Origin of the sequence: Shewanella aegiceratis (genome assembly GCF_019457495.1) — a bacterium.
GTDB lineage: Bacteria > Pseudomonadota > Gammaproteobacteria > Enterobacterales > Shewanellaceae > Shewanella > Shewanella loihica.
In genome coordinates, this window is the sequence record NZ_CP080416.1 from 245,172 (window position 1) to 259,750 (window position 14,579).

12 protein-coding genes are annotated in these 14,579 nt (G+C 56.4%); 4 read left to right on the plus strand and 8 right to left on the minus strand.

From position 1 onward, the window contains the following. Positions 1 to 92: 92 nt before the first annotated feature. Complete coding sequence (locus K0H80_RS01215) at positions 93 to 1,313, minus strand: threonine/serine exporter family protein (protein ID WP_041406264.1); 1,221 nt, start codon at positions 1,311 to 1,313, stop codon at positions 93 to 95. Between the two features lie 243 nt (positions 1,314 to 1,556). Here K0H80_RS01215 and K0H80_RS01220 point away from each other — a divergent pair, with 243 nt between their 5' ends. From K0H80_RS01220 to K0H80_RS01230, 3 genes are all read left to right on the plus strand, one after another. Next, positions 1,557 to 1,952, plus strand: coding sequence for an MAPEG family protein (locus tag K0H80_RS01220; RefSeq protein ID WP_011864039.1), 396 nt, complete (start codon positions 1,557 to 1,559; stop codon positions 1,950 to 1,952). 130 nt (positions 1,953 to 2,082) lie between these two features. Next, positions 2,083 to 4,410 (plus strand): YgiQ family radical SAM protein, encoded by a 2,328-nt coding sequence (locus K0H80_RS01225; protein ID WP_220072811.1) that lies wholly within the window; start codon positions 2,083 to 2,085, stop codon positions 4,408 to 4,410. A gap of 74 nt (positions 4,411 to 4,484) precedes the next feature. Further along, positions 4,485 to 4,844 (plus strand): YkvA family protein, encoded by a 360-nt coding sequence (locus K0H80_RS01230; RefSeq protein ID WP_220072812.1) that lies wholly within the window; start codon positions 4,485 to 4,487, stop codon positions 4,842 to 4,844. A gap of 37 nt (positions 4,845 to 4,881) precedes the next feature. On the opposite strand, the gene K0H80_RS01235 is transcribed toward K0H80_RS01230, so the two are convergent. Beyond that, positions 4,882 to 5,832 carry a cysteine hydrolase family protein gene (locus K0H80_RS01235; RefSeq protein ID WP_220072813.1) on the minus strand — a complete coding sequence of 317 codons (951 nt, stop codon included), beginning with the start codon at positions 5,830 to 5,832 and terminating at the stop codon, positions 4,882 to 4,884. Between the two features lie 126 nt (positions 5,833 to 5,958). On the opposite strand from K0H80_RS01235, the gene K0H80_RS01240 reads away from it, so the two are divergent. Continuing rightward, on the plus strand, positions 5,959 to 6,867 hold the full coding sequence (locus K0H80_RS01240) for a LysR family transcriptional regulator (RefSeq protein WP_258406148.1): 909 nt from the start codon (positions 5,959 to 5,961) through the stop codon (positions 6,865 to 6,867). A 10-nt stretch (positions 6,868 to 6,877) separates the two neighbouring features. On the opposite strand, the gene K0H80_RS01245 is transcribed toward K0H80_RS01240, so the two are convergent. From K0H80_RS01245 to K0H80_RS01270, 6 genes are all read right to left on the minus strand, one after another. Next, the gene (locus K0H80_RS01245; protein WP_220072815.1) at positions 6,878 to 8,776 is read right to left on the minus strand and encodes a methyl-accepting chemotaxis protein; all 1,899 of its coding nucleotides are present in this window, start codon (positions 8,774 to 8,776) and stop codon (positions 6,878 to 6,880) included. A gap of 75 nt (positions 8,777 to 8,851) precedes the next feature. After that, positions 8,852 to 9,940: a porin gene (locus K0H80_RS01250; protein ID WP_220072816.1), complete on the minus strand. Its 1,089-nt coding sequence runs from the start codon at positions 9,938 to 9,940 to the stop codon at positions 8,852 to 8,854. A gap of 139 nt (positions 9,941 to 10,079) precedes the next feature. Next, a complete protein-coding gene (locus K0H80_RS01255; RefSeq protein ID WP_011864046.1) occupies positions 10,080 to 11,060 on the minus strand; it encodes a formate dehydrogenase subunit gamma in 981 nt (326 codons plus the stop codon). A gap of 64 nt (positions 11,061 to 11,124) precedes the next feature. Beyond that, a complete protein-coding gene (locus tag K0H80_RS01260) occupies positions 11,125 to 11,739 on the minus strand; it encodes a TorD/DmsD family molecular chaperone (RefSeq protein ID WP_011864047.1) in 615 nt (204 codons plus the stop codon). Further along, positions 11,739 to 12,284 carry a 4Fe-4S dicluster domain-containing protein gene (locus tag K0H80_RS01265; RefSeq protein WP_041511798.1) on the minus strand — a complete coding sequence of 182 codons (546 nt, stop codon included), beginning with the start codon at positions 12,282 to 12,284 and terminating at the stop codon, positions 11,739 to 11,741. Before K0H80_RS01265 ends, K0H80_RS01260 begins: the two co-directional genes overlap by 1 nt. 10 nt (positions 12,285 to 12,294) lie before the next feature. Next, a complete protein-coding gene (locus tag K0H80_RS01270; protein ID WP_220072817.1) occupies positions 12,295 to 14,508 on the minus strand; it encodes a molybdopterin-dependent oxidoreductase in 2,214 nt (737 codons plus the stop codon). Between the last annotated feature and the right edge of the window lie 71 nt (positions 14,509 to 14,579).

The window sequence follows — 14,579 nt, forward strand, 5'->3', positions numbered from 1 at the left end:
TAGTCAAGCGGCGAAGATAAAATAAGCTGATGATTTTACTTGCGCAAATCCTGATGCAGGCGTCTAGGCCGCATCAGGACTTGGCTGGTCAATTAGAGGGTACGACGCGGCGGTACGGCGACGTTGGCAAAGATGAGTCCGGCGATGAGCGACATGAAGATCAGGAAGATCTGCGTGCCTATGTGGGACTGGTTGAGCATGGTCTCACCGAGGATAAGAGTGTTGAGGCCGATATAGGTCTTACTGCCGGGCACCAAGATCACTATCCCCTGTAGCAGGGCGATGGAGGCGGGCGACTTCATCCAGCGGGCATAGAGGTTAGAGTAGATCCCCACCGCCAGGGCGCCGAAGAAGATACCGATAGATTCCCCCAGATAGATCCCGGCCAGCATGGCGGAGAAGAAGGCGACGATACCGGCGAATATCCCCCAGGGAGAGTCTTTCAGCCTAGCCTTAAAGATGATCACCAGCGCGGCGGAGAGCAGCGGCACGGCAGACCAGATGGCCCAGCGCGGCAGAGGTTCTGGCTCGAAATAGATTGCCTCACCAAAGATGGCGTTGCCTATCACCATGCCGAAAATGGCGCCGAAATAGAGCTTAAACAGTAACATGGAGGCGTCCATGATACGCGCCGTGCCCGAGATCAGATCCCGCGCCGCCAGCTCGGCCAGTCCCAGTGTCAGTGCCAACCCGGGGATAAAGACTATGATGCCCGAGAGGATCACCACGGGGATATTGATATAAGGGTCGAAGTAGGCGATGCCGCAGGCGGCGATGGCGCACAAGATGGCGGCCAAGGGCTCAAGGGTCTCGGCCATGCGCTTGGAATGTTCGGCGCGGTAAACCAAGCCATAGACCATGAAGCCGAGCAGCGCCGACCAGAAGACGTCGTTCCAGCTGGTGCCCATCAACATGGCAAAAGCACCGGCAGAGGTGCCGAAGGCCAGCAGTGTCAATAGCGGACCATAGGGATTAGGCTTGTTGGCGATCTCTTCGAGTCGCTCTAGTGCCTCGGTCAGGGTGCGCTTGCCAGACAGAACCTCTTCCACCAACTCGTCGGTACGGGCCAGGGAGCCTAGATCCAGCTCGCCAGGCTTAACGCGCGCCATATGGTTGTATTCCTGATCCGTATCGTGTTGCAACACAAAGGTCATGGAGGTTGGCGAGATCAGAAAGTAACCCTCGATACCTAAGACTTTAGAGATCGATTGCAGATGGGCCTCTAGACGGTAGGCAGGGGTACCAAACTTGTGCAGGGCTTTACCTAATTTTATGATAAATCTGCGTTTTTCAAGAAACTCTGCGTTATCCAATTGTACAGTCCATGATGGTGAAATCTGGGGGTGGTGCTCAAGCGAGCGCATCTTAACCTATCTTGTACCAAAAAGGTTAATGGCTTGGGAATTTTTTTAAATTCGGGTTAAGTTAGCCAAGGGCAGGATTTCAAGGCACTTTTCGCTGGCCTGTCCAAGCTTTCAGCTAATAGAGCTAAAGGCTGTTATTTGCCAGGGGTGCAGCCTGGCGTGAATTAAATTGGTGTCATTAAGGATAGAGATATGTCGGTAAGCGTTTCGGGATTTTATATTGCTCTCACGGCCATCATGGCGGTGTTTTTTACCTATCGCGTGGTGCGCCTCAGGCGCGGACTCAAGATAGGCCTGGGCTCAGGTGGCAGCGAAGAGCTACGCCTCGCCAACCGGGTACATGCCAACCTTATCGAGAACGCCCCGATGGCGCTGCTATTGTTGCTACTCGCCGAGCTTAACGGCTTGGCACCCGTCTATCTGCATGCGGCAGGCACCGTTTGGCTGGTGGCGCGCATCTTACACGCCATAGGTCTGACCCAGGGACGTGGCGGCTATCACTTCGGCCGTTTCTGGGGCGTGCTGCTCAGCTGGCTGGTGATACTGGCCCTGGCGGTGGTGAATCTGTTTTATTTCATATTGGCATAGAAAATCGCCATTATTGCTGCTTTTTTGTTCACACTTAAGCAGGTTTCGCTGTTATACTCCGCCTCCTTTTAGTGGTCGCCGCTTGGCGACTACACTTACTCTTTGGTTTGAAAGTTAGGCAGTATCATACATGCAGGTCGAATCCACACTCTTTACCTATCCCAAGTATCTGGGCCGCAATGAAAAGCCGGCGCCCTTCTTGCCTATGTCGCGCAAGGAGATGGCCAAGCTGGGCTGGGATAGCTGTGACATCATCATAGTCACGGGTGACGCCTATGTAGATCATCCCAGCTTCGGGATGGCGGTGATCGGCCGTATGCTGGAGGCTCAGGGCTTCAGGGTCGGCATCATCTCTCAGCCAGATTGGTCGAGCAAAGAGGATTTCATGAAGTTGGGTAAGCCCAACCTCTACTTCGGTGTGACCGCGGGTAACATGGATTCGATGATCAACCGTTACACCGCCGAGCGCCGTCTGCGTCATGACGATGCCTACACGGCCGGTAACGTGGGTGGCAAGCGTCCGGATCGCGCCGTGACCGTCTATACCCAGCGCTGTAAAGAAGCCTACAAGCAGGTGCCCGTGGTGATCGGCGGCATCGAGGCCAGCCTGCGCCGCATCGCCCACTATGATTATTGGTCAGATAAGGTGCGCCGCTCGGTGATCTTAGACGCCAAGGCCGATATCTTGGTTTACGGTAATGCCGAGCGCCCGCTGGTGGAGCTGTCCCATCGTCTCGCCGCCGGTGAGAGCATCGGTGACATCCATGATGTGCGCGGCACCACAGTGATCCGTAAAGAGCCCCTGTATGGCTGGAAGGGGATGGACTCGCGTAAGCTGGATCAGCTGCACAAGATAGACCCTATTCCTAACCCTTATGGCGCCGACGACGTGGGCTGTCAGAATCTCTCCGGCCCAAGCGACGTCAAGGTGTTCGATAACGACGCGCCTAAGCCTATTTCGGTGCAGCCGCCACGACCTAAGCCTTGGGAGAAGACCTATGTCTTGCTGCCAAGCTATGAGAAGGTCGCCGGCGACAAGTATCTCTATGCCCACGCCTCGCGCATTTTGCACCAGGAGCAGAACCCGGGCTGTGCCCGCGCCCTGTTCCAGCCCCACGGCGAGCGTGCCATCTGGGTCAATCCACCGGCCTGGCCGCTGAATACCGACGAGATGGACGGTGTGTTCGACCTGGCCTACAAGCGTGTGCCGCATCCCGTTTATGGCAAGGAGAAGATCCCTGCCTATGACATGATCAAGACCTCGATCAACATCATGCGTGGCTGCTTCGGCGGTTGTTCCTTCTGCTCTATTACCGAGCATGAGGGCCGCATCATCCAGAGCCGCTCGCAGGATTCGATCATCAAAGAGATCAAGGACATTCAAGACAAGGTGCCAGGTTTCACCGGGGTGATCTCAGATCTCGGCGGCCCGACCGCCAACATGTATCGCCTGGGCTGTACCTCGGTGAAGGCCGAGAGTACCTGTCGTCGACTCTCCTGCGTGTTCCCCTCTATCTGCGGCCACCTGGATACCGACCATCAGGCGACAATCGATCTCTACCGCGCGGCCCGCGACGTGCCGGGTATCAAGAAGGTGCTTATCGCCTCAGGCGTGCGTTACGACCTGGCCACGGAAGACCCGCGCTATGTGAAGGAGCTGGCCAGTCACCATGTGGGTGGCTACCTGAAGATCGCCCCAGAGCATACCGAAGAGGGCCCGCTGAACAAGATGATGAAGCCGGGCATGGGCACCTATGATAAGTTCAAGGAGCTGTTCGACAAGTACTCTGCCGAGGCGGGCAAGAAGCAGTATCTGATCCCTTATTTCATCGCGGCCCACCCGGGCACCACGGATGAGGATATGGTGAATCTGGCGCTCTGGCTCAAGGGCGAGAAGTTTAAGCTGGATCAGGTACAGAACTTCTATCCATCACCCATGGCGAACGCCACGACGATTTATCATACCGAGCTGAATTCGCTTAAAAACGTCAAGCACAGCAGTGAGACTGTCGAGGTACCAAAGGGCGGGCGTCAGCGTAAGCTGCACAAGGCGCTGCTGCGTTATCACGACCCGGCCGGTTGGCCTATGATCCGCGAAGCCCTGATTAAGATGGGTAAGGAACATCTGATCGGCGGCGGGGTGAACTGTCTGGTGCCGGCGGAGACCCGCCAGGAACGTCAGGGCTATCGTGCCAAGACAGCTAACACACCTGTGGGTAAGAAGGCGGTGACCCGTTTCAGTGCTAACCAGTTCGATGAGCGTAAGGGCAATGGCCAAGGTAATGCTCAAGGTAAGAGCCAAGGCAAGGGCAAGTCTCAGGGACAGGCGGCAGGCAAGGCCGCTTCTGGTAAGGGAAGCGCGGGCAAAGCAAGTGCAGGCAAGGCTGGCTCAAGTGGTAAGCCTGGCAAGCGTCCGGTGAAGAACGCCTGGGGCACTACGCCTAAGCATCAACGCTAAAGCATCGCTGGTCAAAACGATGAAAAAAGGGGAGTATCTAACCACTTCCCTTTTTTATTGCACAGGAGCTTCCAATGAGTGACTCACATCGCGGCCAAAATGGTGAGGCTGGAGTCGAAGGCTACAGCGACGAGGGCTTTTGGCACAAGGTTAAGCAGTTTGCCAAGCAGGCTGGGCGCGAGGTGATCGACAATGCCCTGTGCCTCTACTATGCGGCGCAAAGGCCGGACACGCCCAAGTGGGCCAAGACGGTGATCTTCGGCGCCCTGGCTTATTTCATCACGCCGCTGGACGCCATACCGGATCTCACTCCCGTGGTGGGATTCTCCGACGATCTCGGCGCCCTGGCCGCGGCGCTGGCCATGGTCAGCATGTATATCGATGACAGCGTGAAGCGTCAGGCGGCCGAGAAGCGCTCGGCCTGGTTCGACTAACGCTTCGATTGTCAGCTAGATTGATTGTTAAATTGCATTAGCCCGCCAGCCGCGCCTGGATCAGCCAGTCATCTAGGCTGACCGCCTTGGCGCCACCAAAACTCAGGGAGATGAGATTCGCCGCCACCAGCTGCTCGCCGCTTAGATCCTGACTCTCCCAAGAGAGACTCGGGGCGGCAATGGCATCACTTATCACCTCGCACTCGAAGCCTGCCTTGACGGCGCTGCGACACAGAGTCTGCACACAGGCCTGGGCCATGGCGCCGACGACCACTAGTTTGTCTATGCCCATCTCGATCAATGTCTGAGAGAGGGCAGTGTCGATGAAGCTGTCCACATGGTGTTTGATGATGACGGGCTCATTGCCCTTGGGCGCGACCATGTCGGCGATCTCCACGCCCTGGGTGCCTGCCTTGAAGAAGCTCGCCTCGGGATCCTTGAAGATATGCTGCACATGGATCACCGGCAGTTGATTGGCACGAAAATGATGTAGCAGTTTGGCCGCGTTGGCTGCCGCCTGTTCGCAGTTATCCAGCGCGAAGCGGCCACCCTTAAAATAGTCGTTTTGCAGGTCCACCAGCACCAGGGCGCTGCGCATCTGTGGCGCCAGGGGCTCGCTCAGCTGGGTCAGCACGCTGAAATCATCCTCTTCCAGATACCAGTGGCCATCATCGGCCAGGGTCCATAACTCCTTGCTGATGAAACCGCTGGCGATATTCATGCGCCAGTTGGCCGACAGTATCGCCTGCCTGTCGCTGAGCACCTTGATCTCTACATTGCGGTAGACCAGCTCCCCTGGATTTTGCTGGGCGAAGCCGAGCCAGAACTGGCTGATCGCCTCAATGCCATCGAAACGGCCGAAGGGGGAGACCTGCATCTTCGCCTCTGGCAGATAGCGGGCGATGCAGTCGGCAAAGGCCTGACGGTTGAAATCGGCAATCCAGGCTTGGCTGGCTTGCATGACGGCTTGGCGGATAGATTGACTCATGTTGGCTCCTCATTAGCTACTCGAATTAGTCGTTGGAACTAGTTGTTAGGACTAGTCGCTTGAAACTGTTGAGGCGCCAGTCTATTGTTATTTTTTATTGTGATATTTAGGTCTCGGTTGATAAGAATGTTCAGAAAAAACGAACAAAAGCGGCTGGCATATCAGATGCTGGTCTTCGATGAGGTGGTCAATCAGGGCTCCTTCACCGCCGCGGCGGAGGCGCTCGGTCATACCAAGTCGGCGGTGAGCCAGTATGTGAGTCAGCTGGAGCAAGATCTCGGCATCAAGCTGCTGACCCGCAGTACCCGCCAGCTGCATCTCACTACTCAAGGGGAGGCGATGGCTCAGCGCAGTCGTCAGCTGTGGCGCCTGCTGACCGAAACTCTGGAGGCGGCCCATGATCAGCAGGCGGTGCCCGGTGGGCGCATGGCGATTACCGCGCCTCTGGCCTTCGAGGCGCCGCTGCTCACTCCCATCATTGCCGACCTCTGCCGCGAGTTTCCGCAGCTGCTGCCTGAGATGCACTATGACGATGCGAGGCTGGATATCTTGCAGCACAACCTAGACATGGCGATCTCCGTCGGGCCACAGAAAGACAGCGGCTATCATGCGATTCCTATCGGCCGACTCGACAGCGTCCTGGTGGCCGCCCCTGGCTATATCAACCGCAGCGCCGCCATCACGGCGGAGAGTCTGCAGGGCCACAGCCTGATCGTCTTGCCCTGGCAGCGGCCTCTGGTATTGCAAGGCCCTAGTGGTCTGGCCTTCGAGGCGGTTAAGGAGATCAAGGTCAACACCTCCATCAGCGCCATCAACAGCGCCATGGCAGGTGTCGGCATTGCCCTGGTGCCCTCTATCTTTATCGAGACTGAGCTTGCCCAGGGCAAGCTACAGCGGGTGCTACCCGAACACAGCGGCCCGTCGCGAGACGTGTTTGCCATTCATGCCTACCAGCAACAGTTGCCCCTTGCGTTGCATTTAGTAGTGGAGAGGTTGAAAGAGGCCTTCAGACAGAAGGCCCCGGTGAGTGGTTAATGCTTGAGACTTAGTCGAGTTTGAACTGTCCCACTATCTGTTCCAGCTGCTGATTGGCGGTGGCCAGGTTAACGGTTTCGTTGCGGCTCGACTCGCCGCTGCGAGCCAGTTCGTTGGCCATGTCGCAGATGGCGCTCATGTTGCGGGTGATCTCGGCCGAGACAGAGCTTTGCTCTTCGGCGGCGGTGGCGATCTGGGTGTTCAGATCGTTGATCTGATTAACCGAACTGCCGATGGCGTCGAGATCCGTGGCGACTCTCTCTGTGGTGCTGGCGGTTTCCAGACAAGTCTGCTTGGTGACCTCCATCGAGTGGATCGCGCTGTTAGAGGCGTCTCTGAGATTGCTTAGTGTCTCCTCAATTTCCGCCGTGCTGTCCTGGGTGCGCGCGGCAAGGGCCCGCACCTCGTCGGCCACCACGGCAAATCCCCGTCCCTGCTCGCCGGCTCGAGCGGCCTCGATGGCGGCGTTGAGGGCCAGTAGGTTGGTTTGGTCGGCGATGTCACCAATCACCTTGAGCACCTGGGTGATATTGATGGTGTCACGATCGATCTGACCTATCTTGTCGGCGGTGTGTTCCACCTCCCTAACCAGACGGTTAACCGTCTCTGTGGCCTGAGCCACTACCTGCTTCGATGCCAGCGCCTGTTCGTTGGTGAGTTGGGTAAAGGAGGCGGTCTCGCTGCCATTTTGGGCGACGTCGTTGGCGGTGGCGCTCATCTCTTCCACCGCGGCGACGATCTGCTCTGTCTCTTTGGTGTGAGCCGACAAGATATGGCGATTGGTCTCGGTTTCTCCATTGAGTCGCTCGACACTGCCAGAGATATGGGCCGAGGCCTGTAGCACCTCGCGCATCATGGCCTGCAGGTTGGCTATAAACTGATTGATCCCCATGGAGATCTGCCCCAGATCGTCCTCGCTATGTATCTCGAGTCGTTTGGTGAGATCGCCGTTGCCCTTAGACAGTTCGGTAACCATGGCCTTGAGCGACAAGATAGGGCGATAGAGGAGGTACAGGACCCCAAGCAAGATGCTGATGGCGCACAGCAACATGACGGCGGAAGAAACGAGGGCGCTGGTAAGGGCCTTATCTACCACGGCATAGGCGTTCGACTTATCCAGGCCAATGAAGAGGAACCACTGCTTGCCATTAACCAGGGGGATGGCTTTCGAGAAGCCCAGCTTATCGACGCCGTCGATGCGATATTCCTGCATCACCTCGTCGCTGCCGATGATCTTCTGCTGCACCTGAGGCAGACCGAAGTCGCTGAAGCGGCTGCCACTGACCAGGGTAGGGGACTCTGACGCCAATACCTTGCCGGTTTGATCTGTGATGAGAGCGACCGCCCCAGGATAATCTATGGCGCTGACAACATCATGAAGATAGGTGAGTTCTATGTCACCCAAGACCACGCCGTCGCCCAGATTCTTCAGGATGGAGATCACCTTGTGGCCCGTACCGTCGTCTATGTAGATGTCGGTGACGTCCAGCTGAGTTGTGGCCTTACCCTGCTGATACCAGGGGCGAGTTCTGGGATCGTACTTGCCGGGGATCGCCTTGCCGTTTAGCCACTTGTCGCCGGTTTCGGTGGAGTAGGCGCTGCCGTCATCGAAGCCGAAATAGATGCGGGCGACCCCGGAGAGATCTGTGGCGAGACGCGCGGTGTTGACATAGTTGTCCTGGTAACTCCCCAAACGGTAGTGGCGGGCCAGTTCATCCATTGCCTGGGCCTTGGCGCCAAACCAGGTGGCAACCTTGGCCGACTCGTTACGGGTGACGCCGGTGAGTTTGTCGTTAACCCTGGCGATGGTGGCCTCTTTAATCTGGACGTAGGAGAGCCAGTTCGAGATCAACAGGCAGAGGGCGACTAGGGTGACCATGGAGGCCACGAGTGATTTCTTGAATCCCATCAATTACTAACTCCATGAGGTGTGGAATAGAAGAGGCCAGAGATGGCCTCTTCTGGAGGGAGCCTGGTCGGGAGGTTAGCCTTTCCAGTTTAAGTTGAAGTCATAGCGGAAGCCGACGGTAACGGCGCGATCGTCGTTTAGGTTGTCGTAGTTCTTATCCAGGTACTCCAGGTGTACGCGCACGTTGGCCAGCGGGTTCCATTCCAGCGTGGTGTTGAAACCGTCATAGTCCATAGAGCTGATATCCTCGATACCGTCTTTAAACTGGAAGTAGCCCAGCTTGATCTTGTACTCGTTGCTCAGTGGATAGGCCAGGGCGGTATCTAAGGTGCTGCCGCTGCGATCGCCATGTTGCACCTGATTATCGAAGTTGTATTGCTTGTCCTGGTAGCTCGCCGCCAGGTAGAGGCCGTTATCGAAGGTATAGGCCACCACACCGCCCAGAGTCTGGTTGTCGCCGTTTACCTGGCCGTTCTCCAAACTGTCTTGGGTAACATAACCCAGGCCAAGATGCAGGGCTCCGACATCGTAACCTACGCCTATGTTGACCAGATCCGCGCCTGTGTCGCCCTTATCGCCGTCAAACTGGGCGCCGGCCATCCAGGTGAAGCCGCCAGTGACCAGCTTGTAGGTGACGAAGTTGTCGACGAAGAAGGGACTTTCATGGTCGTAGGCGTAAGGGCTGTTGCCGTGGTTGAAAATATCCACGTATTCGGCGATCAGGCTGTATTGGGCCGGACGTTGTTTACCTATGCCCAGCTGGCCGTAGGGGGATGCGATGGCAACATAGGCCTGTCTCGCCTTGCCGAAGTTGCCTGAGTTGGCGATATCGACGCTCCATTCCCCCTGAGCGATGGCGCGCCAGCCGTCGGCAAACTCAGTGCTGGCCTTGATGCCGACCCGAGAGAGAGCGTCTCTCACATCCCAGGTTTCATCTGTACTGTCGTCGAGGTAGCTGAGTGTCGGACGGATAGAGCCGTAGAGGCTGACTTCGCTATTCTTGAACTGTGATGGTGCGGCCTGAGCCTCTAGTTGGGCGATGCGCTGGTTGAGTGCCTCGACCTGTTCACTCAAGGGCTGCTCGGCGGCATAAGCCTGAGTAGAAGCGAGTGCCATTGCGGCGGCGATCATTGAGGTGCGAAAAATAATCTTATGGTTTTTCATGGCTTTCTGCCTTCAATTGGTTTTCTTAGGCATGCGAGTCTCCCTCCTGCCATCAGGTCGATGGAGGATAGGGGCGCCGCAGGCGTTTAAAAAAAGGGAGTTAATAGGCCCATGACATCTGCCATGGGCCGGGTTTTGGTTAAACCTTGCCTGCCTTCTTCAGGTCGGCGAACCAGAGGTTGTGATGCTGTTTTGCCCAGTTTTCGTCACAGTAGCCAGAGGTCATGTTTGACATGCCGCCTTCGGACATCACGGTCGCCATGAAGATATGCACCACAGAGAAGGCGCTGATGATGACGGTTGAGGCAATATGCAATACCAGCATCAGATTGGCCGTGTTCTTGGTGACGCCATAGGTCTCGGGGAACATCATCGCCAGGCCAGAGACCACCATGACACCACCGAACAGGGCGAATACCCAGAACCACAGCTTCTCACCCGCGTTGGCAAAGCCTGCATCGGGGTGCTGCTTCTTGCCGAAGTTGATGTAGCCGCCCAGTACGGCAAACCATTTCAGGTCATAGCTTGCGGGGAACTGCTTAGGCGCCCACATCAGTACCATCAGCACATAGCCGAGGATGAAGGGGAAGGCCATCAACTCATGTAGGCTGCTGGATAGGCCCACCAGGGCCGACCAGGAACCCGCGTTCATGCCAGGCTCGAAGTAGAAGCGGCCGCCGCCGAGCACCAGGCCGGTGAGGATCAGCAGGATGCAAGGGATGGCACCCAGCCAGTGCACACTGACGCTAAGGCCTGACCAACGCTTGATCAGCTTACCCGAGAAGCCATGGTCCAGTTTAGAGACGCCGTTCACCACCACGAATAGGATGAAGAGGGCGGTTACGCCAAACAAGCTGGCAAACAGGGCGAAGGCGATGGTATCGGTCGCGCCCAGGTAGCCCAGCAGCGACTCGTCGGCTTGCTGTGGAATCGACGCTGGCATCAGCAGCTCAGGCTGAGTCGGTAGGCCACGGATCTCAGGAATATCACCAGAGATGGCGTGCTCCTGAATGGTTTGCCACTGCTGCGGCTGCAGGGTGGCGGTCTCTTCGGCCAGTGCATAACTGGATGCAAACAGACCGAGCACAATAAGGCTTAACCATCTTATTGCTTTACTCATTGAAAACTCCTTGCGACATCGCTTGTCGCGTTGGAATCTGCCTGTCGCCAGGCAGACTCGTCGATCATTCGGCGCCGTCTAGGCTGGGCGCCGCTTGAAGTTGTTGATTGATAAACTGCAGTAGCTCGTGAGCCAACAGCGGCCAGAAAGGCTGTTTCGCATGTTTGGCAATGCCCTCACAGAATGGAGTGATCCAACGCCCGAGATGGGTTTGGATAAACTCCGCCGCGAGTTCATTGAGCGCCTCGACATGTTCGCTGTTTTCCAGCGCTTGTTGCTCGGCGGCCATGGCGTGCAGGCAGTAAAGGAACTCGAGTTCGTTACCGATAAAGTCGGCCGGCTCGTTGAAGCTATCGTCGATGACCAGACCAATTTGTTGGTAGAACTCGGCCACCCTGACGGTTTCCTCGGTGAAGATCTGATGATTGCCACTGAGGTAAACCGATTCATAGGGGGCGACTAACAGCTTGTATGGCCCGATACACATGCGATTAAAATCAAACTCCAATTCGGATGCGTCGTCACTGAACTTGCGTGCCTCTATGAGTAGCGGGCTGTCTGGCGACTCCTGCTCCAGGTAGGCGATTAAGCCTGCGAGAGCCTGAGTATCCGAGGGCGCGAACATCATAGATTTGAAGGCATGGTAAGCCATTGCCGTTGGGCCATATTCTGCTGTCATTATGCGCGTTCCTTAATGATCACTAGGTTAGGTTTGGTGATGCAATCGCCATAGCCTATGCCTTGTTTGCTTGCCGATGGACGCTTGAGCACCTCTTGCAGATTGCCGACATCCAGGCACTCTACCGGGCAGCCACTCACACACGCGGGTTTCATGCCGCGGTCCAGCAGTTCCACACACATGTTGCACTTGTCTGCCTTGCCGTCGTCCTCGCGGATACTGACAGCCGCGTAAGGACAGGCGCTGGCACACAGGCCACAACCCGTGCACTTCTCACGGTCCAGTACCACGATACCGTCATCGCGCACATGGTAGGCTTTCGCTGGACAGACCATGAGGCAGGCTGGGTTTTCGCAGTGCATGCAGGCGTGAGATAGCCAGACATCGATGGCGCCATCGTCACGCTTCACTTCATAGCGATCGACTTTACGGAATCTATGGTTCTCGGGCAGTTCATTGTGGATCTGGCAGGCAACGGTACAGGCACCGCAACCGACACAGTTTTCTTGTCTGAACACAAAGCCCACTTTCTTATTTAACGACATCGTTTACTCCTTAGGCTTTGGCAATCGCGACGCGAGTGGAATGATACGCAGAGCATCCACCCATATCGGTCAAGGTGTCGGTGGTGAGGTTGTTGGTACAGCTGTCTTTGCCCTGTGGGTCCATACGACGCCAGTTATTCTTCGGCGCCATGACAGTCCCTCTGACCACCTGGGTAGAGACCTGAGCGATAAAGTGGGCCTCACCACGTTGGTTGCTGAGCCTTACCCTGTCGTTGTTCTGAATGCCTAACTCTTTAGCATCTTCGGCGTTGATCTTGGCGAAGTAGGCCGGGAAATTACGAATGTACTTCACGTTGTAGAAAGAGCTGTTGGCACGCTGCGGAATGGCAGGAGACAGCAGACGGAACGGCAGTGTCTTCTCTTCCTGTACCATCTCATCTTCCGGCAGGCCGAAGTCGATAACCGGGTGGTAGCCGGCTTCTTTCATCATTTCTGAGTAGAATTCGATCTTGCCGCTTGGCGTCTTATATTTGCCGTCGCCGAAGTAAGGACGTTGGTCATAGACGGTGACAAACTTGTCGCGAATGATCTGCTCATAGGTGATGTTGTTATGTCTGAAGGCAGGCTCTTCCGTGTCGAGGAAGTCACGCAGGATCTGCTCATAGTCCACACGCATCTCAGGGAAGCGGTCTAGTCCCATGCGGGCGCCCAGCTCCTTGAAGAAGATCCAGTTGTCTTTAGACTCGCCGAGGGGCTCGATCACCTTCTCAGAGGTCTGCATGTGGTAGCAGTTGTAGTCGGTACCCATGTCTGGGAACTCGAACTGGGTCGCTGCCGGTACGATAATGTCTGCCAGCTCTGCGGTATCTGTCATCAAGAAGTCGTGAACCACCAGGAAGAGGTCATCACGCATCGCGCCGCGGCGACAGGCATTCGAGTCGGGAGCAACCGAGACGAAGTTACCGTTGTAGTTGATCACCGCCTTAATCGGTTTGATCGGCTTGCCATAGGCCATTGGATTCTCTGGGTCGAGCGCCTTGGCGATCTCCGTCATGTTGACGTGGCCAACTGTGTCTGGGTTCGGGTGGATATGATCCGCACGGCCCTTGCTGTAGTTCAGGCTGTCATCGGCCTGGGTGTTGTCATAGATGAAGCCGTTACCTATCTTGCCGTACTGGCCGGCAACCGCGTGCATCATGGCGATGGCACGAGACATACGGGCGCCGTTGTAGTTACGCTGCATACCGTAACCCAGGCGCAGTACAGAAAGCTCTGACTCGCCATAGACGCGGGCGAATTCGAACATTTTGGCCTTAGGCACGCCGGTGACACGCTCGATCTCTTCGTAGCTCATGGTGTTGAGGCGCTCGAGCAGCTGGTCGTAGCCAAGGGTGTTGGCCTTGATGAACTCGAGATCCGCTAGGTCATGCTCTATCAGGTACTTCATGATACCTGTCGCCAGGTGGGTGTCGGTACTCGGCTTAGGCTGCAACCAGATATCGGCCTGAGAGGCGATAGGGGTGCGCACAGGGTTAACCACCAACAGCTTGGCACCTCGGTCACGAGCCTGGTTGATGAACTTGATGCCGTGTACGTTGGTGGCCGTCTCGTTTTGGCCCCAAGAGATGTAGCAGTTGGTGTAGATGTTGTCGTATGGATCCGGGCCCTGGTAGGTACCAGTTACCGACTTCAAGCCTTCATAGGCGGCGAACACACACACCTTACGGTCGAGCTTGCGGGCACCTACGGCGTTGAAGAAGCGGCTAGGTCCGCCGTATTTACCGATAACCCCTTCGTGGCCCGAGTAGCTGTAGGGCAGGATAGAGTCGGCGCCGTGATCTTTGATGATCTGCTGCAGACGGCTGGCTATTTTGTCATAGGCCTCATCCCAGGAGATGCGGCGCCATTTGCCTTCGCCCTTCTTGCCCGCGCGCTCCATCGGGTGCAGGATACGGTCGGCGGCATAGGTGTATTGCACATAGGCATGGCCCTTCACGCAGGGAGAGGTGCCCATCTTCTTCAGTTCTGAAGCGCCTTCCACGTAGGTCATGCGGCCGTTTTGTACCGTGAACTTCAACAGACAGCGGTCGGCGCAGTTACGTTGGCAGGTGTGGTACTTAATTTCTCCTTGGCGTTTCAAGAGTTTGTCGGGCGCGCCGCCTTTTTCGCCTGCACTGGCTATGCCGGGCATAAGACCGGATAGCGAGCCGACGACGGAGCTGGCTCCGACACCTTGCAAGAAGGTGCGTCTGTTCATTTTCATAAGTGTTCCCCATCTTGATGCGTCTTAAGACGCTTTTTACAGACATTGCTCAAATGTTTGTGAGTCAAAGA